The following is a 21,365-nucleotide window of genomic DNA, read 5'->3' on the forward strand; positions in this document are numbered from 1 at the left end:
CCATGAAACTTTCGTTCTGTACCGACAGCCTGGGCCATTTACCCTTCGAGCCGATGCTGGATCGGCTGCTGGAGCTGGGGGTGCGCGGCGTGGAAATGACCACCGGCGGTTGGTCCCCGGCGCCCCATCTGGATGCCGACGATCTGCTGGCCAACCCCGCCAAACGCCGGCAGCTGCAGCAGGCGCTGGCCAGCCGCGGCATGGAGATCGCCGCGCTCAATGTCTCCGGCAATCCGCTCGATCCGGGCGAGCTGGGGCAGCGCCATCTGCGCCAAACCGACAATACGCTGGAGCTGGCCGGCCTGTTGGGGGTGAAGAAGATCGTCATGATGAGCGGCCTGCCGCCGGCCAGCCCGCATGACACCATCCCCAACTGGATCACCTATACCGTCAGTTGGCCGCCGACGGTGAAAAACTGTCTGGATTATCAATGGAATGAGGTGGCAATCCCCTATTGGCAGGCACTGGTCGCCCGAGCCAAAGCGTGCGGCGTTGAGCGCTTTGCGCTGGAAAACTTCAGCGCCATGCTGGTGTGGAACCCGGAAACGCTGTTCCGGCTGCGCGAGGCCGTTGGCCCGATGGTGGGCCTGAACCTCGATCCCAGCCATTTAATCTGGATGGGCGCGGATCCCATCGCGGTCGCTCGCGCCCTTGGCCCCGCCATTCACCATGTACACGGCAAAGACGTTCGCCTGGAACGCGGTGTCGTCGAAGTTAACGGACTGCTGGAAACCAAACCGATCGACGAGGTGGCCGGCCGCGCCTGGAACTATGTCGCCGTCGGCTGCGGCCGGGATCTGCAGTGGTGGAAGGAATTCTTCTCGGTGGTGCGCATGATGGGCTACAACGACTGGGTGTCGTTGGAAATGGAAGATTTGACCATGTCGGTCGATGCCGGCATCGTCTCTTCCGTTCAGGCGCTACAGCAGACGATCAGCCAATAACACCCTGCGCGGCGGCCACGGCCGCTGCGCAGAGTTCATCACGTTACGGGGTTATCGCCAACTTAATCACGCCATCGCGCTTTTCGGAGAACAGGTGGTAAGCCTCGGCAATATTCTCCAGTTGAAAACGATGCGTCACGAACGGCGTGAGATCCAAACCGCCATGCTGGATCACGTTCATCATTCTGCGCATCCGTTCCTTGCCGCCGGGGCACAGAGCCGACCGAATCGTATGATCGCCAAGCCCATAGGCAAACGCCTCGACAGGCAATTGAATATCGTCGCTATAGACGCCAAGGCTGGACAATGTGCCACCGGGTTTTAAGACTCGCAGCGCCTGATTAAAGGTGGCCTGCGTCCCCAAACACTCGATGCTGGCATCCACGCCGCGCCCTGCCGTAATCTTGAATATTTCATCAATCACATCGGTTTCCTTGTAATTCAACAAGACGTTTGCCCCCATTTTTCCCGCCATCATCAGCTTTTCGGGAGAGCTGCTGATGGCAATAATCAGGCTGGCGCCCCGCAGGCGAGCCCCCGCGGTGGCACATAAGCCGATCGGGCCCTGGGCGAAAATGGCTACCGTATCGCCAATGTTAATGTTGGCATTTTCTGCCCCTTTGAAACCGGTAGACATCACATCCGGGCACATCAGCACCTGTTCATCCGTCAGACCGTCGGGGATGAGCGCCAGATTAGCTTCCGCATCAGGCACCAAGACATATTCAGCCTGAGTGCCGTCGATAACGTTGCCGAAGCGCCAACCCGCCGTGGCTTTATAGCCATGGCAGCGGCATTCGGGTAAATAGGAACCGTCCTGCGCGGGAAAGCCGTCCTGACATGAATAGGAGGTAAAAGAGGGGCAAATAGCCCCAGCCAATGCCCGCTGCCCCTCTTGAAAGCCTTTAACATTGCTTCCCAACTTTTCAATAATGCCGACCGGCTCATGGCCAATGGTCAACCTACGCGGTACCGCATACTCTCCCTTGAGGATATGAATATCCGTGCCGCAGATTGTCGTCGTGGTTATTTTGAGCAAGGCATCGTTGGGACCAGGGGAAGGAATAGGTTTTTCAATGAGTTCTATTCGCCCCTTTTCGATAAAGGCAGCGGCTTTCATCATGCGCATGGCGGAAGATCCTTTGGTTTCTGCCGAAGTGGCTACAGAAAAGAATAATCCAATCGGTCATTTTTTCCGATTTTACCGCCTTGGGAAATAATTAAACACGCCAGTAATCTTTATCGGTAAATAATATAAAAAATATAATTCAATAAAATAACATCCAATAAAATCTGCTTTGTCACGCTGCCGAAAAACACGGTCGATTTATATCGACAGACGCTGCATCATTTCTCTTTCCAAATACTCTACGCTCAGCGAAAATATACGTTATCTGATTGATAAGTCCTGCAGGAAATGCCATGTCACGACTCACCCTCCTCCCGCTGAGCCTGGCACTTGCCGGCTGCGTGCCAATGCAGCCTGATGGCTGTGAAAAAGCCAGTGCGGTGAATGATTGCGTTTATGCCTGGCGTGCAGGCAGCGATGTTCCAACGGCAAAGCAACCGCCTAACTTGGGATGCGACGGACAAGTTTTTTATGAGCGGCCGCACTATTCCGCCTCTGCGAAGGCAGAAAAACGCGAAGGCGAAGTGAGCGCAACGTTTGATGTTGATGATAAGGGTAAAGCCAGAAATATCGTGCTGACGGGCACCCCAGAGTTCTATCGCGACACCAAAAGCGCCATCGCACGCAGCTGCTGGACACCGAGCCGTGTTCATGAAACGGCGTTGTTTACTTTTAAACTCTCTGGTGATGCAGATGCCAACCGATAAGCGAATCTCGGCCGGCGATCAACGCCCTGTTCACTTCGGCGCGTAAATCTCTCTGAGCGTGGCGATCACTTTCGCCACGTTTGGGTTATCGATGCGGTAAAACAAGGTTTGCGCTTCGCGTCGGTACGTCACCAGACCTTCATTGCGCATTTTCGCCAGGTGCTGCGACAGCGCCGATTGGCTTAGCGGCACCAATTGTTGTAGCTCCCCCACGGCAATCTCATCGTGTTTCAATAGCAGGCAAAGCACCAGCAAGCGGTGTTCGTTGCCTATCGCTTTCAACAGCCTGGCGGCTTCAATCGCCCCTTCGATCAGAAAGGGATCTTGGTTAGCTTTTGCATTCATGGTCAATCACGGCCCCGTCATCATTCAGCCGCATTATAGCGGCTTTCAGACGCTGGCACAGCATTATATTAGCACCCTTTAAATTAGATATTGCTAATTTATATAAATCTAATATAACCTTGTATTCATGCCAAGTGGCTCTCCCTGAGGCCGCAGGCCTTCCCCAACACAAGTGAGAATGCATTATGAATATGCCAACCCTGGTACTGCTGGCGTTTGCCGGCTGGACCTTATTGATTCTATTCGGCACCGTCGGCGTTTATCGCTGGTCCAGAATTTTAACCGGCCGTGCCACGGTGAGCGAATGGCAAGCGAACAAACCACAGGGCAGCGATAGCTACCAGCGCGCCATTGCGGCGCATCGCAACTGCATTGAAAATTTGCCGGTTTATACGGCCCTCGTCGTGGCGATAGCTGTATTTCAGGTGGAAAGCACGACGCTGAATGTCTTGTCTCTGGTGCTGCTCGGCGCGCGCATGGCGCAGAGTCTGGTTCACATCGGTTTCGAGCAGACGGAAAACGTCGCCACATGGCGTTTCGCTTTCTTTTTCACACAAATCGTCACGATGTTTTGGATGGGGATAGAGATCGTCGGGAGCCTGCCATGACGATAACGAACCTGGCAGAGCCCCATGAGGTGGCCCATTTCCTCTATGATGCGGATAAACCCAAGGGGCAGCGGGCCATCCTCTACTTTTCCGCCTCCTGGTGTCGCCCCTGCCAGAATATGCAGGGGATCGTTGAACAGCTGCACCGTCACGCCAACGAGATCGCCTTCGGCAGCATTGACGTCGCGCAGGCGCCGACGCTCGCCTCTGCATTCGGCATTAAATCCGTGCCCTCCCTCGCCCTGTTTGAGGATGCGTGCCTCGTTGCGATCATCGCGGGCGAGGTTCCCTTGCAACGGCTATCTCACCGGGTGGCGGCGGCATTCGCCGGCGTTACAACATCCACTCAATAGGCAGCCAGCCGGCCACGGTAAGAACGATGCGTTTTACCCAGCCGGCGCCGGGTTCTTGCTGGTGCACCTCGGTATGGCCGTCTTCGAAGGCTTCTTTCCACACCATTTTGCCTTCGGGCGTCAATGCCGGCCGATAGGCGGCGTACTCGAGCGGGCCATCAAACAGTTGGCGGGTGTCGGCCGCCAGCGCCGGGCTGTCGATCAAGAATCCCATTTCGCAGTTCAGGTGCGCCGAGCGCGGATCGAAATTGAACGAGCCGATAAACACCCGCTTATCGTCGATGGCGAAGGTTTTGGCATGCAGCGCCGCGCCGGACAGCCCCAGCGGCTTGAGCTCCTTGCGCCCGGTCGGTTGACCGGCGCGCAGCTTCAGCTCGAACAGTTCGACGCCCGCCTGCAGCAGCTCACGTCGGTATTTGGCGTAGCCCGCATGCACCACCAGCACGTCGGTGGTGTTCATCGCGTTGGTCAGCACGCGAATGGATTTCCCCTGTTTGGCAAGCGATTCAAAGAAAGTCGCCCCTTCTCGCCCCGGCACGAAATAGGCGGAGACCAGATCCAATTGCTGGCTGACGCCGCCGATGATCTTACCCAGTTGCGTCACCATCAAACGATCGCGCGAAGCCTTGCCCAACCCTTTCGCCGGATCGTCGACCACCAGCTCTACCTGGGTGAATTCCGGCTGTACGGCGCCATCGCGAAAGCGCACCGCGCTGGTTTCCAGCTGCACCGCCAGTTTACGGGCGCGCTCGCTGGTTTCGGTGGCGGCGGCCTGCGTCAGGAAGGCGGAAAGATCGCCTTTTCCCCGAATAATCTGCTCAACGCCGAACACCGAGGCGCTGTTCCAGTAGCGATCGAAGACCTCGGCGGTCTCCGCCACCACGTTGCCGACGCTCAACACGTCGAGATCGAGGAAATAGTTTTCGTCACCGACCTGAAAATACTCGTCGCCGATGTTGCGGCCGCCGATGATCGCCACGGCGCCGTCGACGATGTAGGACTTGTTATGCATGCGCCGGTTCATGCGCATAAAGTCGAAGGCGTAACCGGCCAGCTTCGGCGTACGTACGGTGGACGGATTGAACAGACGGATCTCGACGTTTTCCTGGGCGTTCAGCGCCGCCAGCGTCTCATCCATGGCGACGCCGTTATCGTCCAGCAGCAGCCGCACGCGCACCCCACGTTGGGCCGCGTCATACAGGGTTTTCAGCAGGATCTGCCCGGAGGTGTCGTTATGCCAGATGTAGTACTGAGCGTCGATAGACCTTTCCGCCATCCGCGCCAGCGCCAGGCGGCTGGCGAACGCATCGTGGCCGCTGACCAGCGGCACCACGCCGCTCAGGCCGGAATGTGCCGCCATCTGTTCGGCGGCCCGCGCCGGCAATAGCGCGGTAGGATCAGCCGGCAATGCCGCCTGCGGCAGACGCTGCGAAATATCCGGCAAACGAAAGATGACTCTTGCCGCAATAATGGCGATCGTCACGGCGATAATCAGATACACGACAATTTTTATCACGGGAGGCGGCCTCGGAGGTTGACTGCTTTGCTTTATACGTCATTAGGTTGCTTCAATCTATAGGAGAAGCGCGCTATGCGCGAGGTCCGCTTGGAAAACGAAAAATATCTTACGTTACTATCCAAATCATGCCAGTTGCGCCGTATTGCGCAACTGGCATATCTATCGGCTTTAATTTATTCCAGCTTAGGCATGATGCTTAAATGACGAACATCCATTTCTGTCAGCGCAACGCCATTCAACGGCGAAGCGCCATCGATATCCCTGACGGTACCAACCTCTGGCTTTAAAAGCCAAGGCGGCAGCCCTGCCAATGCCTGATGAAACGCCGGCAATCAGAACAGCTTTATATTCAGACATTTTTTTATCCTTCAGACGTGGAATGGCTTTCGGTTGGCAAGGTTGCCGTTGGGCTCTTTATCCGGAACCAGATAGCATACATAGCAGGCAGGAACACCAGCGTAATAATGGTTCCACCCAGTGTCCCGCCTATCAGGGTATAGGCCAGGGTTCCCCAGAATACCGAGTGGGTTAACGGGATAAAGGCCAGAATGGCCGCCATCGCCGTCAGCAGTACAGGCCTGGAGCGCTGTACCGTTGCCTCAATGACCGCATGATAGGGTTCAAGCCCTTCCTGCTCGTTGTGATGGATCTGCCCAATGAGGATCAGCGTGTTACGCATCAAGATCCCTGACAGGGCAATCAAACCAACCAGCGCATTGATACCAAAGGGCTGGTTGAAGAGCAGCAAGGTTGGCACCACACCGACCAGCCCCAGAGGTGCGGTCATAAAGACCATCACCATCGCCGACATCGAACGCACCTGAAGGATAATGATCAGCAATGTCATGGCTATCATGATAGGGAATAACGGCACCATCGCTTGGGTAGCTTTCCCTGACTCCTCAATAGAGCCTGCCTGTTCAACCCGGTATCCATTCGGAAGCGTTGTGATGATGGGCTGCAGTTGTTTAAAAATCGCAGTGGAAACATCAGGTGCCTGAAGGGATTCGGCAATATCGCCTCGCACGGTAATGGTTAGCATACGGTCACGACGTCGCAGGACCGGGTCTTCCATGCGCACTTCGACCTCGCCAACCTGCGATAACGGAATACGCTGCCCTGCAGAACCGACCAGGGTGAAACCCTCTATTTTCGCCGGATCAAGTCTGATATCGCCGGCAGCGCGTCCCACGACCTGCACCGAACGGATATCTTCGCGCACCGCGGTGATAGGAACACCCGAAAGCAAGAATTGAAGCTGCTGGGCCACGGCATTTGACGTCAGCCCCACGGCCTGCAGGCGGTCCTGATTCAGGGTGAAATGCAGTGTTGGCACGCGTGAGCCCCAATCCGTGTTGACCGTTCTCATCAGCGGGCTGGCCTGCATCAGCATTTTCACCTTGTCCGCGATGTCTCGTAATACCGTCGGATCAGGCCCTGTCACACGGAAGGCAACCGGATAGGGTGAGTAAGGGCCAAACACCAGTTGGGTCACGCGAACTCGCGCCTCAGGAGCCAGTCCATCAGCCGCAGCCTGGCGAAGACGGAACTTAAGCGCCTCACGGGCTCCCTCACTGTCCGTCAGGATAACAATTTTCGCAAAAGAGGGATCAGGTAGCTCGGGTGCCATGGCGAGATAAAAACGAGGTGCCCCTTGCCCGATATAAGCCGTCACGATTTTTGCTTCTTTCTGGTGCTTCAGCCAGTCCTCAATTTTCGTCACGGCGGCGCTGGTTCGTTCAATGGACGAGCCATACGGCATCTGGACGTCCACAAGGACCTCTGGCCGGTCAGACGTCGGGAAAAACTGTTTTTTCACCAGCGCCATGCCGAGAACAGCAACGGTGAATACCGCGACGACAGAAGCCGCGACCAGCCATTTTCGCGCGATGACCTGCGCCAGCAACTGACGAAAACGGTTGTAGCGGCGGGTGTTGTAGATAGCTGTGTGCCCCCCTTGAACCGTTTTGATATCCGGCAGCATTTTCACCCCAAGGTAAGGGGTGAACACCACTGCCACCACCCAGGAGGCAATCAATGCAATTCCCACAATCCAGAACATATTGCTGGTATATTCACCCGCCGTGGATTGTGCAAAACCGTTGGGCATAAAGCCAACGGCCGTCACCAGGGTGCCTGCCAGCATCGGCGCAGCAGTGTGGCTCCATGCATAGGCCGAGGCTTTGATTCGGTCGTACCCCTCCTCCATTTTCACCACCATCATTTCAATGGCAATGATGGCGTCATCCACCAACAACCCCAGGGCCAGGATGAGCGAGCCCAGGGTAATACGGTCGAAGTTTTTACCTGACGCCTCCATGACCACAAAGACGACAGCCAGCGTCAGGGGCACAGCAGCAGCGACCACCACACCCACACGCCAACCCATACTGAGAAAGCAGACCACCATCACGACCAGCAACGCGACGAAAAATTTGATCATGAACTCATCTACGGCGGAACTGATGTTAACTGACTGATCGGTGACTTTCACGAATGTCATGCCGAGTGGCATGTCCGCATTGATGCTGGCGGCTTCCTTATCCAGCGCTTTACCCAGCTCTAGACCATTCCAGCCCTCACGCATCACGATACCCAGCAGAAGTGCAGGTTCGCCCTGATTACGCACCATAAAGGTCGCCGGATCTTCGTAGCCACGCTCGACCGTCGCCACATCGGAAAGCTTCAGCGTCCTCCCTTGCACCACAACCGGCGTTTCACGAATTTTTTCCAGTGTGTCAAAAGCCCCATCCAGACGGATAAAAACCTGCGGCCCACGGGTATCTATCGAGCCCGCAGGTGTCAGCACGTTCTGGTTGTTCAGGGCTGCAAAGATATCCTGGGCAGAGACCCCCAGGGTTGCCAGACGGTCATGGGAAAATGAGACAAATATCCGCTCGGCCTGCTCACCGATAATATTGACTTTTTTTACCCCGGGAACATGTAATAAGCGCTGGCGTAATGACTCGGCATCGCGCACCAGTAGCCGCTGTGACTCGCCTTTTGCCTTCAGCGCAAAGAGCGCAAACGTGACATCCGAAAACTCATCGTTAACCATCGGCCCAGACACCCCTGCCGGCAAGTTTTTAGCCTCGTCGCTGAGTTTTTTGCGTGCCTGATAGAACGCTTCCTGGACCTCTGAGGGGGGAGTGCTGTCCAACAATGAGAGCATGGTAAAAGCCAGACCGGGACGCGTGTAGGTCTCTGTGCGGTCATACCACTTGAGCTCCTGGAGACGCTTCTCCAGCGGTTCGGCCACCTGATCCTGCATTTCCTTAGCCGTTGCTCCAGGCCAGGCGGAAATGATGGTCATCTGCTTGACCGTAAAAGGCGGGTCTTCTGCGCGCCCCAGCCCAAGGAACGAGAGAATACCGGCAACGGTGATCAACAGGATAAGAAACAGCGTAACGGAACGCTCGCGTACGGCGAGCGCGGAAAGATTGAAACGTCCGCGACTCATGGACGACTCCCGGCGACACGGATATCGCTCTGCTTCGCCAGCCGGACTGTCTCACCATCATGCAGTAGATGAGCGCCCAGCGCTACGACCTGTTCGCCAGGCTTAAGGCTGCCGGTTACGCTTGCTGCATCATCCCCGAAGCTCACGACCTGTACGGACCGCCAGGTCACTCTGGCGGGATTTCCTGAAATGCTCCAGACCCCCGGACCTTTACCCGCGTCAAAAACAGCCGCTAAAGGCACCTGCAGCAACGGCTGCGATGCTCTGCTCTGCGCAATATGGATGGTGACAGTGGCCCCCAGAGGGGCACCAGACAATGGACCGTCGAGCACGTACCTTGCTTCAAACGTGCGCGTCAGCGGATCGGCTGCATCAGAGAGTAACCGTAGCTTCGCGGAAACAGAGGGTGTATCGCTGCCGTACAGAGAGGCCTGTGCCACGCTTCCAATTACCGGGCGCAGCGTCTCAGGCAGTTGGACGACCGCTTCGCGTTGTCCAGCCCTCGCCAGCCTGATAACTGGCTGTCCGGCACTGACCACCTGACCTGGCTCGGCCAGCGTGTCCATCACCACTCCGTCGGCGTCAGCGACCAGGACTGCATAGCCCATGGCGTTTTGCGCCACATTCGCCTGCGCCTGGGCGGCACTGAGGTCAGCCCTGGCCGTCTCTGCGGCAGCCTTAACCTGATCGTAAGCGGATGCCGACACAGCACCTGTAGTGACCAGACCGCGATAACGCGATTCATCATCCGCTGTCTGTCGGGCTCGCGCTTTTGCTGCGGCGACTGCCTGCTGTTGAGCCTGAGCCTGTAGGCTCAGATCAACCGGATCCAGACGCATTAACGGCTGGCCACGTTTCACGGCCTGGCCGGTATCGACGAGACGTTCCAGGATTTTGCCTTGAACCCTGAAACCAAGGTCGCTCTGAATTCGTGCAACCACCACCCCCGTAAAAGCACGGGAAAAGTCGGTTGCATTGATCGCTGCGGCAGACCTGACCAGAGGTGGCAGACTGCGTGGATCGCGGTTATCGGAAGCCTCACCGCAGGCCACAAGGGCAAACGGCAACAGACAGACAGCAAAGGTGACAGGTTTAAGTCCGAGCATGGGTTCCCTTAATTAATTAACAGGACAGGAACCCATACTTATACTTGTGACCATTATTGTCAATGGTCACAAAGTCAGGGTGACAAACTTCTCAAGATCAGTGATGGCAGCAACACCGCCGCTGCTTGGACGGTGTCCAAATTATATTGCAGCTGAACCGGGCTGATATAGGGACGCATGACCATAAAAATCGCATCCGCCGCCTCATCCAGTGGCGTTTTTCTTTCGAACTCACCTGCCTGGCGCCCTTCAACAATGATCTGCTCGATTAGCTGCCGCAGGTGCTGCTCATGAGCTTGTGCTGAGGGCCATTTATCACGCACAGCAACAGCCGCAATATCGTGCAACTTACGGTCATGAAAAAATAAATCGCAGCCAGATTCTGACAATGCCTTGAATAACCGCCTTATTTTCTCTGCAGCTGTCGGCGCATCCGCAATCGCTGCGTGGACAATATCCCTTATGATCGCCAGCCGATTAGCGCAGATCACTTCTCCAATCGCCTGCTTGGAATCGAAAAATTTATAGATATAAGCTTTTGAAAAACCAATTGCTTTGGCGAGGTCGGAAACCGTTGTTTTTTCGTAGCCATAGTGACCGAAATGCTCAGTGGCCGCGTCAACGACCTGATCGCGGACACTGTGGTCGGAAGGTCCCCTGGAAGGGGTTTCATTCATCTGTTTAGTCATTTTCCCATCCTAGCTCAATGAAGCCCGGCTGACAACGAGTGACCAATTGGTAATATGGTCACAATTCAAATTCGGTTCAAGGCTTCTTCCTGTTTGCCCTAAATACACTTGCACTCTGGCAGACTTTTCGCCGGATGATACAGCGCCCCCGGGCACTCCACTTAATCAACAAAACGGAACATCTCACCATGAATAATGACGTCATCATCATCGGCGGCAGCTTTGCCGGTCTCGCCGCAGCCCTGCTATCAATATGGTTAATGCCCACGCGGACAGCCTCTCTGATACTCCCTCAGTCACCACGGCGCGATGGCGGGTATCTTCGCTCGGCAGTCGATGCTCACCTGAGTGCAAGCAACAACAATCTCCAAGCGGATCACTGCCATAAGGCTATAGCGTAAAGCGCGAAGGCGAAACGCCAAACAGTTTTTTGAACGCCACCGAATAGGCGCTGTGGCTCTCATAACCGCTTTCGAAGGCGGCGTGGATGATCGAGTTGCCCGCCAGCAGCAGCGGGATGGACGACAACAGCCGTAGACGCTGTTTCCACTGACCAAAGGTGATGCCGGTTTGTTGAGTGAAGTGACGCTGGAAGGTTTTCGCGCTGATCGACAATGAATCCGCCCAGATCTCAATGCCGCGATCGTCGGCCGGCGTGATGACCAACTGCCGGCAAATGTCAGCCATTCTCGCTTCCATCGGCCAAGGGAGATGCAGCGCCAGCTGCGGCTGCAGGCTCAGTTCCTCGAGGAACAATGCTCTGAGCAACGCGTGGCGTTTGGTCTCCTCGCCCTCGGGCGCCAGCGTCGCCAACTGGGCGATCAGCTCGCGCAGCAGCGGCGACACCTGCAAGACGCCGTCGCGCAACGGCAACCGCGCGGCGGTGAATTCATCAACAAAAATCCCGTAAACGCAAATGTTGCTCTGCATGACCAACTGATGTTCTACCCCCGGCCGCAGCCAGACTGCGGTGGTAGGCGGTACGATCCAGCGTCCGCAGCTCGCCTCGACCGCCATAACACCCTGTTGCGAATAGAGCAAATGGCAGCGTTTATGCGAGTGGTAAGGAATGACAAAGCCCGCCGGGTAGTGTTTCACCAGCCCCGTCACCTCGAACGCAGAGTTTTCGTGGCTGCTGAGGTCGATGCGTTTCGTTTCGGCGTTGTCGACGTCGAATCCCATGGTCGTTTGTCCCTTTTGATAACGCGAATGTCTTTTATTTGATAGAGAGGCCGCATGATCCTCCATATAGTGACGTTCTCGCAAGCCACACCAGGGGCCTTATGCGAAGAAACTCACTATTTACACCAAAATTTCATCGTTCTGCTTAAAACGAAGGCGATGACGTTGCGCATGCGCTGCGCAATGGCGGCTCGTTGCGGGGGCGACGCGGCCGAAAGTGATGGAAAGGGAAAGCGCGGTGGCTTAAATCAGGAGGTATGCGCATCAATCAGCAGGTAGCTCAGCCTGGGGGGCGGCTTAATGCTAAAGGGATAGGGAGAGCGCCTAGGCTCTCCTCCATCCAGAATGGTTATCTCGTCAACGGGCCAACTCGGCGCCGTCCAGCTCGGAAATCGCCAGACAAATCACTTCCGTGATGGCCTGTACCGTATAGGCGGTCTTGGCAGGAATGATTAACATCTCATGGGGTTGCAACGTCTGATCGTCAACCTTCAGTTCACCGCTCAGCACCATCAGTTTCACCCAGCCCGGATGAAAACGCGCCGGTTGTTGGCTGCCCGCATCGAGCTTCAGCAACGCCGTATGGCCAGGCGTCTCCCGTTTCAAAATGTGAAAGTGTACCCCATCGTAAGGCATGTTTTCGTAATGCAGTGACGCCAGTGTTCTCTTATGCATGGTAAGTGTCCTCGTGACCTGTGAGTAGCTGCTCCGCCTTCGGTCGCCGTAAAAACGATTGGCGGCTGTCCCTACCGAAAGCACCGGCTCGCAGCCTCTTGGCGAACGGATTAACTGTCGTACTTGCAGCGGCCAGATCGACCGCCGTTTCATGCCTAACCTGCCTCAGGCATGCTACTAAATATATAAGAGCCTCGCCGAGGGCGCAAAAAACCGCTGCAGGGTTGAGCGTATTACGGTGCTGATCCGTAGTCGGAAAACCTGAACGGCGAGACCAAGGCGCCGTCTGCCGGAGATCGCGATGGTCTCCCCCTTCACACCCCATCATTAATAAATCGCGCCGGGCGATAAGCGTGCGGAATGGCGGAATTGACGCCATGCAGCAGCTCGTCTCCGATCAGCCGGCCAAGCGTCGGTGCGCACATCACGGCCGGATGCATCACCGCCACATAGAGGCAGGTGGCGCCCAGCGGCCCAACGATGGGATAACCGTCGCGCGGCCGGGGGCGCATCCCCACCGAACACGCCTGCAGTTTCAAGGGCGCCGTGCCTGGCAGGCGCCCTTCAATCGCCGATTGCGCTTCGCCCTCCACGCGATTTTCATCGCCGTGCGCAGGATAATCTTCCGCCGCCAGCAGATCGCCATTTTGTGCATGACGCACTTCGATGTCGTCGCCCGCAATCAGCGTGTTCACCACCTGCGCCGCCGCGTGATAGCGTAACAAAATGGCCGGCGACGCCTCGATCGGCAGCGAGAATCCGCTGCCGTCCAACAGCGCCGAGATCCCCGTGCCACAGGCGAGCACCACCCGATCGGCGGTAATCGCGCCTTCCTCGGTAACGATGCCGATTATCTGCCCGTCTTCACGCAAAAATCCGCTGACGGTTCGCCCCAGGAACAACTCCCCGCCCCACGCGCGAACGCATTCGAGCAACCGCTGTGTCACCTCTTGCGGATCGACGGCGCCGTCACGCGCCGCAAAATAGGCTTGACTATCGGGCTGCCTGAGCCCCGGTTCCAGCGCGGTCACCTCGGCGGAGGGCAAAAGCCGATTATCGGGGTTTTGCGTCGCCGGCGCCTGACCATAGCTGAGCGCGCCGGACCAATTCACCCAGAGATCCGGGATCTCCTGCGCCAGGCGTATCCAGTCAGCCACGATCTCGCGCCGCAGAAACGCGTCGGGCGCGCCCTCAGGCACGCCTTCGCTGATCCAGCCAAACGAGCGGCCTGTGGCTCCCGCCGCGGGATGCGCCTGCTCAACCACGATAACGTGCTGCCCTTGGCGCGCGAGATGATAGGCGATCGATGCGCCGACAATCCCGGCGCCCACGATAACCATGCGTGATGATGTTCCATTCATTTAATGATGTCCGAACCTCATTTCAAGTGTTGTCGCCAAAGCAATCCTGCCGCCAGGCAGGCTACCCCGCCGCCGCAGGCCAACACGGCATAAGACGTGCCCCAGCTCTGGGTGGTATCCATCACGATGCCAAAGGATAACGGGGCGAACGAACCGATGCCGAACCCCAGCAACGATCGCCAGCCCATCACGCTGCCGAGCTGTTGCGGCGGCACGTTGTCCGCCATCGCCGCCGACAGCACGCCGGAGTCGCCAAGAATAAAGAAACTGCCGATGCTGACGAACAGCAGCGTCCAGCCCGGCCCCCAGTTCGCCGACCACCCCATCAGCAGCGATCCCAACGCACCGGCGGCGCCCACAAACGTCAGCACCGAGGCACGATTGAAATAGTCGGAAACGGTGCCGACAATCAGCGTGGCGATCATGCCGGCCAGGTGGATCACCGCCGCGGCGATCAATCCGGCGCTGAGCGGATCCAGAGAGAAACCGCTCAACGCCTCGCTGACCAGGCTGGGTGCCCAGGCCCAGTTACCGAGCAGTTCCCAGCTGTGAGCGATATACCCGATCAGCAACAGCAGGGTCGCATAGGTGATAGCATAGCTTTCTCGTTTCGTCTTTCTCCCCAGCGTGCGCGGTTGCGGTTCCTGATAACCGACCAGGGCCAACGAACCCGCCAGCGCCCCCAGTAGCGCACCGGCGGCGCACAGGGCAAACGCCACGCCGGCGCCCCAGCGCATAGCGCTCCAACCGGCGATGAAAACCGACAGAAAATACCCCAACGAACTGGCCGCCAGGATCATGCCGATGGCGTAACCGCGTCGGGCCGGGCCGTTCATCCCCATCGCTAACAGCAGCGCCGGCGTATAGGCGCCGCCCTGCGTCAGGCCGACGAAGGCCATCAACACCAGAGCGCCGATATACGAATGGGCAAACACGGCGAACAGCATCAGCGCACCGGCACCCAGCCAGGAAAACAGCAGATACACCCGACGCGCGCCCAGCGAATCACACCACCAGGAAGCCACCAGCAACGCCAGGGCGTTGGTCAGGCTGAACACCGTCTGCACTGTACCGGCGGAGGCGGCGTCGAGCTGCCACTCGCTTCTGATGGTCGGCAGCGCGCCGGCGAACATCATGGTGCCCAGGCAGAGGCCGGCCCGGCTCACGCAAAGCAAAAAGAAAGCTCGCATCTCAGGGGCGCCTCCCTGTCAACCGCAGGGTGAGGATAACGCCATTAACACGCATGACCGATAGCCAAAAGATCCGCATCATAAACTCAGCAATCAGAAGGAGATGCCTCATCATAGTGAGCAAAATCAACGGCTGACAAACGATCTTTCCTCCCTCACTTGGTTGAGCTAGACTCAACCTATGAAAAAAATTCACTCCCTGCCGCACCTGTCCGCTTTCGAAGCCGCCGCCCGTCTCGGCAGCTTCAGCGCCGCTGCGGATGAGCTGTTTCTCACCACCGGCGCGGTCAGTCGCCACATCCGCAGCCTGGAAGAACAGCTGCAGCTCAAACTGTTTTATCGCGGACACAAGTCCGTGCGGCTGACGCAGGCCGGCGAGAATTTTTCCCGCACTGCGTCCCGAGTGATAAGCGAATTGTTTTCGGCGGAAAGCGCACTGAAAGCGAGCGCCGGCCGGCAGCGGCTGGTGGTACACAGCCTGCCGACGTTCACCATGCACTGGCTGATGCCGAAATTGGCAGCGTTCAACGAGATTCATCCGGAGGTCGCGATTGATATCACCACCGCCACTGGGGCCGTCGATCGCAATATGCCGTTTGACCTGGCGATCCGGCGCGATCCCGCGCACTTCTCCGGACTGAAAGCGATCCCTTTTTTGCAGGAAGACAGCCTGCTGGTCTGCAGCCAGAGCTATTTGCGCACCATGCCGATCAGCGCGCCAGACAATCTGGCCGAGCATACCGCCATTCGCATCCGCGCCCGTGAGGATTTATGGCACAGCTGGTTGAATACCTATCCGACGGCGCTGGACGCCTCGCCGCCGCCGCTGACGCTCGACCATACCTTCGCCGCCATTCAGGCGGCCGAAGACGGCCTGGGACTGGCCGTCGTGCCTTACCTGTTCTGCGCCAAACATCTGTCGTCTGGCCGGCTGGTGTCGCCTTTCCCAGCGTTGACTATCCGAACCGGCGTTTATTCCCTGCTGCTGCGCGATCGGGACGATGAGGTCGTGAGCCAATTCGCCGCCTGGCTGCAAACGTTCCAGGCGTAAGCGCCGTATCGGAAACGCGTCACCCTCCTGGACATGCGCGAGCGTTTCGCGCGTCCAGTCGGTAAACCAGGCAAAGACATTCTCAGGCGTGGAGCGTCAGGCCTTTTATCGCCTTATCCACCGCTTTCTTCGGCCCGCGCAACGCCAGGCCGACCAAATCCAGATTGTCCGCGTCTTCAGCGAGAAAAACCTGCCGGTTGGCTGCATCGTGCCCGGTCGCAAACATGGCGTGCACATAGGGAACCAACGTCAATTCCCGCTCCAGCCCTTTGCGATGCACCTTTTGCAGGCCCGGCAGATCCGCGGCAAAAATCAGCATCGGCTGCCCGGAAATGCCGCCGTAGCGTCTGCCTTGCGCATCCACATAACACTCGCCGATGATTTCCGGGGCGGCGGCGGCGATGCCCGTCGCCAGAAAGGCCACCACATTCAGCCGCTGCCAGGTCTGCAGATCGTCGCGTACGATAAACGCTATCTTGGTATCAAACATGTTTCGCTCTACTCCGTTGTGCTCTTAAAATAAAAGCGCATCATCGGCGATGGGCGAATCAGCGGTATAGAACGTTTGTGCACTGACGTTGATAGGCCACCGGCGATAAACGGTAGGCGCGCTGGAACCAGCGGCCCAAGTGGCTCTGATCGGCAAAGCCCACCTGCATCGCGACCTACGCCGGTTCTTCCCCCTGCGCCAACAACAAGCGTGCAGCCCGCAGCCTCAGCCGGACCAGGTAAGCATGCGGCGACTGGCCGAAGGCCCGGGTGAACTGGCGAGTCAGGCGGAAGCGGTCCAGGCCGCACTGAAGCGCAAGTTCATCCAGGCTGGGGTTACCCGCCATGTGCTCGTGCAGGTAGTCTCGTAAGCGATTCATCACAATCAAAGCATCATCGCTTTGGGACGTTGGCCTGACGCGTATATGCCGCGCCAAAAGCGTCAGCAGTTGATCCAGGCTTTGATCGCGCGCCAGCCGGCCTTCCCCCTGATGCAACGCAAAAAAAGCCTGTTGTATCGCGGTCGCCAGCATCGGATCGTCGGTCAACGTGCTGTGGAAGGCGCCTTCCAGCACAGAAACGTCCCCTAATCCGCGGCGGTTCATCGCATCGGAAACCCAATGCTGCGGCAGATAAAGCATGGCATAGGTAAACCCTTCGGCCTGCGGCGCATGACCATCGTGCACCGCGCCCGGCTCGATCAGCATGGCACGTCCCGGCCGGCTGGTATGCAAGGAACGATGACAGTTGAAACGTTGTAAACCTTGCTGCGTCACGCCCACCAGCATTTCGTCATGATCGTGGGGATCGTAGGCATGCCCCTGAAAGTGGGCATTGACGCTTTCGATGCCGGTTTCGTCATCGCGCCGCAGTTCCAGCCAGTCTTTGTGTTGATGATTAGACGCCATGCAGTCAGTCCGGAGTTCTGCTCACAGGAAAGAAGAAAACAGCTTACCCTGAGACGGTCACCGTTTCACGCTCATAACTCGCAGATGGCATAAGTGCCCTTACCGGCCGATTTCGCCTGATACATCGCGCCGTCGGCGCGGGTCAACAGCATCTCCTCCGTCACGTCAGTGTGTGAGGAAATCGCCGCCCCCAGGCTGGCGGACAGGCTCACCGTCTGCTGCCCGATCTGCGAAATATCAGCCAGCCGCGCCAACACGTTTTCGCAAAATTCGCTGACCTCGCGCTGCGGTTCCGCCAACGGCCACAGGATGACCGTGAATTCGTCACCGGCCAGGCGCGAAACGCTATGGCGCTCGCCGGCGCAGGCGCTGAGCAACCTGGCGAACGTCTTGAGGATCAGATCGCCGAAGTCATGGCCATAGCTGTCATTGAGGGCTTTGAAACCATCGAGATCGATGAACACCAGCGCCATTTGCCGCTGTTCGCAACAGGCCTGCACCGTGCTGGACAACCGACGCAGAAAAGCGCGGCGGTTGGTCAACCCAGTCAGCATGTCGTGCGTAGCATCGTACTCCAGCCGTTGCTGCAGGCGCTTCAACTCGGTAATGTCCATGGACAGAATGTAAAACCCCTGAGCCTCGCACGGCACCAGCGTAGTGTGGATCATCAGCAACCCCTTCTGGGTCTGGAGCTCATTTTCGAAGCTCACCATTTCCCCCGCCAGGGCCCTGTCTATCATCGGTTTCGCTATCTGATAAACGTTCTCCCCCATAAAATCGCGCACCGTCATTCCTCTAAGGCGGCTTTCTTCCAGGCCAAACCAGGTTTTATAGGCGCTGTTAGCGAACAGGTAGCGTTCATTACCGTCGATTTGGCTGATCAACGCCGGCATGTTGTCAGTAATGGCCCGCAGGCGTTCCTTCTCCGTGCTGAGCTGATATTCGGCGAGTACCCGGGTTTCAATCTCTTCGTTGAGTTTCTTGACGACCACGTTCAGCTCCCGCGTGCGGATTTCGACGCGTTGTTCCAGCTCGTGTTGCAGAGAGAACAGATCGGCCTCCGCCGCCTTGCGCTCGCTGATATCGACGATAACCGAGATGAAATGATCCGGTTTGCCGTTAGGCAGCCGGTTTAACGCCACCGTCAGCTGCACCCAGACGATCGAGCCATCGGCACGGAAATAGCGTTTCTCCAGCGAGTAAGTACTGATCTCGTTTCTCAGCAGTTGCTGCAGTTTTTCCAGATCGGTGTTGAGATCGAGCGGATAGGTAATGTCCTGAAAGGTGCGATCCATCAGCTCGCGCTCGGAATAGTGCAACATTTCGCAGATGCGCGGATTGACCCGCAGCCAATACCCCTGCAGTGACACCAGCGCCATCCCTACCGCCGCCTGGGCGAAGGTCTGTTCGAACAAGGCTTCCGAGCGTTGCAGGTTGGACTTCAGGTTTTCGGTATAGACATGGCGTTCAATGCTCTGCAGGTACTCTTCCACCACGGCGGCGAAGTCGTGCAGGTCGGCCACCTGTTCCGGAGAAAACGGCTGCGGCTGGCTGTCGATAATGCACAGGGTGCCGAGCGGCAAACCGTCGAGCGACAGCAGCGGTTGCCCAACGTAGAAACCGATTCGCGGCCCGCCGATCACCAGCGGATTGTCGAAAAAACGCGGGTCGTTGGCGGTATCGGGCACCACCAGCGCTTCACGTTGCAAGATCGCATGGCCACAAAATGAGATGTTACGCGGCGTTTCCCGGACATCCAGACCGTAGCGCGATAGAAACCATTGGCGATCCCGGTCGATCAATGACACCAGCGCAATGGTGACGCCGAAGTATTTCGCCGCCAGCCGTGTAATACGATCCAGTTTTTCCACCGAGTTCGAATCCAGCACGTTCAGCGAGTTCAGTACCGACAGACGTTCGGCTTCGTTTTCGGGGAAGCAGGGTTCAAGCATGTTGTCTCCCATTGTGTCACCCACGGATCCGGCGCAGCCAGCCTGCGTGATTCCGTTCAGCCTATCCGTCGGTTAGCGGCAAATATCCTTGTCCATCATAGACTCACTCAGTATCAATCCGATTGCGCATTCTCGCCAGCTTTGCCGGGCGTTGCGTTTGCCACCGCGCTGCGCTACAGTCGTTCACAAGGTGATGGTGTTCCACCTTTCCCAACCGCCGCGTTCGCTCGAACCGGATGATGACGCCTGATATACAACTTCGCTTTATTTTTTAGGCAGGTATGTCAGGAGTCGCTATGAATGAAATCTCACGTCTTACCCCTTTTCCATCCCAGCCTGATCTCGCCGTGCGGGAAATGCCGCTGTACGTTTTCGGCCATAAAAATCCCGACAGCGACAGCATCTGCAGCGCGCTGGTGGTCGCGGACTGGCTCAATCACCTCGGCAAACCGGCCGTCGCTTTCCGCCTTGGCGAATTGACGCCGGAAACCCGCTACATACTGGCCGCCGCCGGCGTACAAACACCTGCGCTGCTGACAGACGATCTCCGTGACCGCAAAGTCTGGCTGGTGGATTTTACCGACGTCGAACAAGGGCCGGCCTCATTGCCCGACAGCGATGTGGTCGGCGTTATCGATCATCACCGGCTGGGCACCTTGATCACCCGCAACCCGCCCGATGTCTGGATCCGCGCCGTTGGCTGTTGCGCCACCGTGATCCTGTCCATACTGACGTCAGATACGCCGATGCCGCTTTCTTCCGCCCAGGCCACGCTGCTGCTGGGCGCGATTTTGAGCGATACCGTTGCGCTGAGCGCACCGACCACCACCGAACAGGATCGGGTGGCGGTCGCGCGGTTATGCGCAATCTCTCACGTTGACTATGACGCCTTCATCGCCGGATTGCTTGCCGCCAAAACCGATCTTTCGGGGCAATCCGCCCCGCAGTTGCTGCACCGTGACGCTAAGAATTACCGCATCCATAGCGTCTCGCTGCTGCTGTCGCAGATAGAAGTGCGGGCTATGAGCGATATCGATCCGCTGTTGCCCGCGCTGCAACAGGCGCTCGATCAGGCTAAGCAGGAGGCCGGGCTGGAGATGGCCGCGCTGCTGGTTACCGATATCACCCGCCACCGCTCTACCCTGTATTTCTCGTCGAACCGGGTGCTCGCCATTCGGCAGGTGTCGCTGCCCGGCATGACGAGCCGGAAAAAAGAGGTTTTACCGTGGTTAACCCTACAGATTGCTAACGCAGGGAGATAAGTCATGTCGCTCTATCAACATGCTTTACTGCTGGTGCAGGATGAACGCGACGGCCGGCTGCTGTTACGCCATGCCGAACGCCTCAATCAGCAGATGAATACGCGCATTACCGTGGCGCACATCAGCGCCGACTATGCCGAGCTGGACTACCTCAGCGATGCACAAACCAAAGATCGCCAGTCCAGCGAGGTGATCGCTGCCAAAGCCATGCTCAGCCGGCTGGTGGAAGACTGCACAATCCCCCTGGAGGTGCGCGCAATTGTCAGTATTCACCGCTTCAAAGACATCGAGGCCCTGATTGCCCGTGAAGGCGTCGATCTGTTGCTGCTAGGCCATCAGAACCGTCCGTTCGGCGTCTTTGCCTCCTTCGGCTTCGAGTTCATTAACCATTTGTCGATCGACGTGCTGATAAAGCACGTGCCCACTCCCTAGAAT

General features: G+C 57.5%; 20 protein-coding genes, 1 pseudogene and 1 riboswitch. Of the genes and pseudogenes, 7 read left to right on the top strand and 14 right to left on the bottom strand.

Annotation, left to right across the window (positions count from 1 at the left end):
* The first annotated feature begins 2 nt into the window (after positions 1-2).
* On the top strand, positions 3-944 hold the full coding sequence (locus N6G83_RS05715; RefSeq protein WP_025302851.1) for a sugar phosphate isomerase/epimerase family protein: 942 nt from the start codon (positions 3-5) through the stop codon (positions 942-944).
* Between the two features lie 43 nt (positions 945-987).
* Here N6G83_RS05715 and N6G83_RS05720 read toward each other — a convergent pair whose 3' ends face one another.
* Positions 988-2,073 carry an NAD(P)-dependent alcohol dehydrogenase gene (locus tag N6G83_RS05720; RefSeq protein ID WP_025302850.1) on the bottom strand — a complete coding sequence of 362 codons (1,086 nt, stop codon included), beginning with the start codon at positions 2,071-2,073 and terminating at the stop codon, positions 988-990.
* A gap of 293 nt (positions 2,074-2,366) precedes the next feature.
* Here N6G83_RS05720 and N6G83_RS05725 point away from each other — a divergent pair, with 293 nt between their 5' ends.
* The gene (locus N6G83_RS05725; protein ID WP_071826115.1) at positions 2,367-2,780 is read left to right on the top strand and encodes an energy transducer TonB; all 414 of its coding nucleotides are present in this window, start codon (positions 2,367-2,369) and stop codon (positions 2,778-2,780) included.
* 30 nt (positions 2,781-2,810) lie between these two features.
* Here N6G83_RS05725 and N6G83_RS05730 read toward each other — a convergent pair whose 3' ends face one another.
* Entirely contained in the window at positions 2,811-3,125 is a 315-nt protein-coding gene (locus tag N6G83_RS05730; RefSeq protein ID WP_025302849.1) for an ArsR/SmtB family transcription factor, read from the bottom strand.
* A gap of 185 nt (positions 3,126-3,310) precedes the next feature.
* Between N6G83_RS05730 and N6G83_RS05735 the strand changes: the two genes are divergently transcribed.
* Positions 3,311-3,733 carry an MAPEG family protein gene (locus tag N6G83_RS05735; RefSeq protein WP_025302848.1) on the top strand — a complete coding sequence of 141 codons (423 nt, stop codon included), beginning with the start codon at positions 3,311-3,313 and terminating at the stop codon, positions 3,731-3,733.
* On the top strand, positions 3,730-4,086 hold the full coding sequence (locus N6G83_RS05740) for a thioredoxin family protein (RefSeq protein WP_060447166.1): 357 nt from the start codon (positions 3,730-3,732) through the stop codon (positions 4,084-4,086). The genes N6G83_RS05735 and N6G83_RS05740 overlap by 4 nt, the downstream gene beginning before the upstream one ends.
* Here the strand turns inward: N6G83_RS05740 and N6G83_RS05745 are convergent.
* The 9 genes from N6G83_RS05745 to N6G83_RS05785 all read right to left on the bottom strand — a co-directional run bounded on the left by N6G83_RS05745 (position 4,067) and on the right by N6G83_RS05785 (position 15,268).
* Entirely contained in the window at positions 4,067-5,602 is a 1,536-nt protein-coding gene (locus tag N6G83_RS05745; RefSeq protein ID WP_260514870.1) for a phospholipase D family protein, read from the bottom strand. The two genes, N6G83_RS05740 and N6G83_RS05745, sit on opposite strands and share 20 nt — an antisense overlap.
* Before the next feature lie 186 nt (positions 5,603-5,788).
* Positions 5,789-5,962 carry a hypothetical protein gene (locus N6G83_RS05750; RefSeq protein ID WP_154649133.1) on the bottom strand — a complete coding sequence of 58 codons (174 nt, stop codon included), beginning with the start codon at positions 5,960-5,962 and terminating at the stop codon, positions 5,789-5,791.
* Between the two features lie 4 nt (positions 5,963-5,966).
* Positions 5,967-9,065, bottom strand: coding sequence for an efflux RND transporter permease subunit (locus N6G83_RS05755; RefSeq protein WP_089180906.1), 3,099 nt, complete (start codon positions 9,063-9,065; stop codon positions 5,967-5,969).
* The gene (locus N6G83_RS05760) at positions 9,062-10,171 is read right to left on the bottom strand and encodes an efflux RND transporter periplasmic adaptor subunit (RefSeq protein WP_260514871.1); all 1,110 of its coding nucleotides are present in this window, start codon (positions 10,169-10,171) and stop codon (positions 9,062-9,064) included. Before N6G83_RS05760 ends, N6G83_RS05755 begins: the two co-directional genes overlap by 4 nt.
* Before the next feature lie 74 nt (positions 10,172-10,245).
* Positions 10,246-10,860: a TetR/AcrR family transcriptional regulator gene (locus N6G83_RS05765; protein ID WP_089180905.1), complete on the bottom strand. Its 615-nt coding sequence runs from the start codon at positions 10,858-10,860 to the stop codon at positions 10,246-10,248.
* Positions 10,861-11,250: 390 nt separating this feature from the next.
* Positions 11,251-12,042: an AraC family transcriptional regulator gene (locus N6G83_RS05770; protein ID WP_025302842.1), complete on the bottom strand. Its 792-nt coding sequence runs from the start codon at positions 12,040-12,042 to the stop codon at positions 11,251-11,253.
* A 357-nt stretch (positions 12,043-12,399) separates the two neighbouring features.
* The gene (locus tag N6G83_RS05775; protein ID WP_025302841.1) at positions 12,400-12,717 is read right to left on the bottom strand and encodes a cupin domain-containing protein; all 318 of its coding nucleotides are present in this window, start codon (positions 12,715-12,717) and stop codon (positions 12,400-12,402) included.
* Between the two features lie 314 nt (positions 12,718-13,031).
* Positions 13,032-14,078: an NAD(P)/FAD-dependent oxidoreductase gene (locus N6G83_RS05780; protein ID WP_060447172.1), complete on the bottom strand. Its 1,047-nt coding sequence runs from the start codon at positions 14,076-14,078 to the stop codon at positions 13,032-13,034.
* A gap of 17 nt (positions 14,079-14,095) precedes the next feature.
* The gene (locus N6G83_RS05785) at positions 14,096-15,268 is read right to left on the bottom strand and encodes an MFS transporter (protein WP_225735576.1); all 1,173 of its coding nucleotides are present in this window, start codon (positions 15,266-15,268) and stop codon (positions 14,096-14,098) included.
* A 181-nt stretch (positions 15,269-15,449) separates the two neighbouring features.
* Here N6G83_RS05785 and N6G83_RS05790 point away from each other — a divergent pair, with 181 nt between their 5' ends.
* Positions 15,450-16,319, top strand: coding sequence for a LysR substrate-binding domain-containing protein (locus tag N6G83_RS05790; RefSeq protein ID WP_149570021.1), 870 nt, complete (start codon positions 15,450-15,452; stop codon positions 16,317-16,319).
* A gap of 82 nt (positions 16,320-16,401) precedes the next feature.
* Here the strand turns inward: N6G83_RS05790 and N6G83_RS05795 are convergent, their stop codons facing one another.
* From N6G83_RS05795 to N6G83_RS05805, 3 genes and pseudogenes are all read right to left on the bottom strand, one after another.
* Positions 16,402-16,809: a DUF2000 family protein gene (locus tag N6G83_RS05795; RefSeq protein WP_043137360.1), complete on the bottom strand. Its 408-nt coding sequence runs from the start codon at positions 16,807-16,809 to the stop codon at positions 16,402-16,404.
* A gap of 58 nt (positions 16,810-16,867) precedes the next feature.
* Positions 16,868-17,716: pseudogene (locus N6G83_RS05800) on the bottom strand (AraC family ligand binding domain-containing protein).
* 71 nt (positions 17,717-17,787) lie between these two features.
* On the bottom strand, positions 17,788-19,668 hold the full coding sequence (locus tag N6G83_RS05805; protein ID WP_043137367.1) for a diguanylate cyclase domain-containing protein: 1,881 nt from the start codon (positions 19,666-19,668) through the stop codon (positions 17,788-17,790).
* A 180-nt stretch (positions 19,669-19,848) separates the two neighbouring features.
* Positions 19,849-19,924: riboswitch (Fluoride riboswitch) on the top strand.
* 40 nt (positions 19,925-19,964) lie between these two features.
* Between N6G83_RS05805 and N6G83_RS05810 the strand changes: the two genes are divergently transcribed.
* Both N6G83_RS05810 and N6G83_RS05815 read left to right on the top strand, forming a co-directional pair.
* Positions 19,965-20,930, top strand: coding sequence for a DHH family phosphoesterase (locus N6G83_RS05810; RefSeq protein ID WP_060447174.1), 966 nt, complete (start codon positions 19,965-19,967; stop codon positions 20,928-20,930).
* A 3-nt stretch (positions 20,931-20,933) separates the two neighbouring features.
* Complete coding sequence (locus N6G83_RS05815; protein ID WP_025302833.1) at positions 20,934-21,362, top strand: universal stress protein; 429 nt, start codon at positions 20,934-20,936, stop codon at positions 21,360-21,362.
* Positions 21,363-21,365 lie beyond the last annotated feature (3 nt).

It is taken from the genome of Serratia sp. PL7 (genome assembly GCF_945957435.1).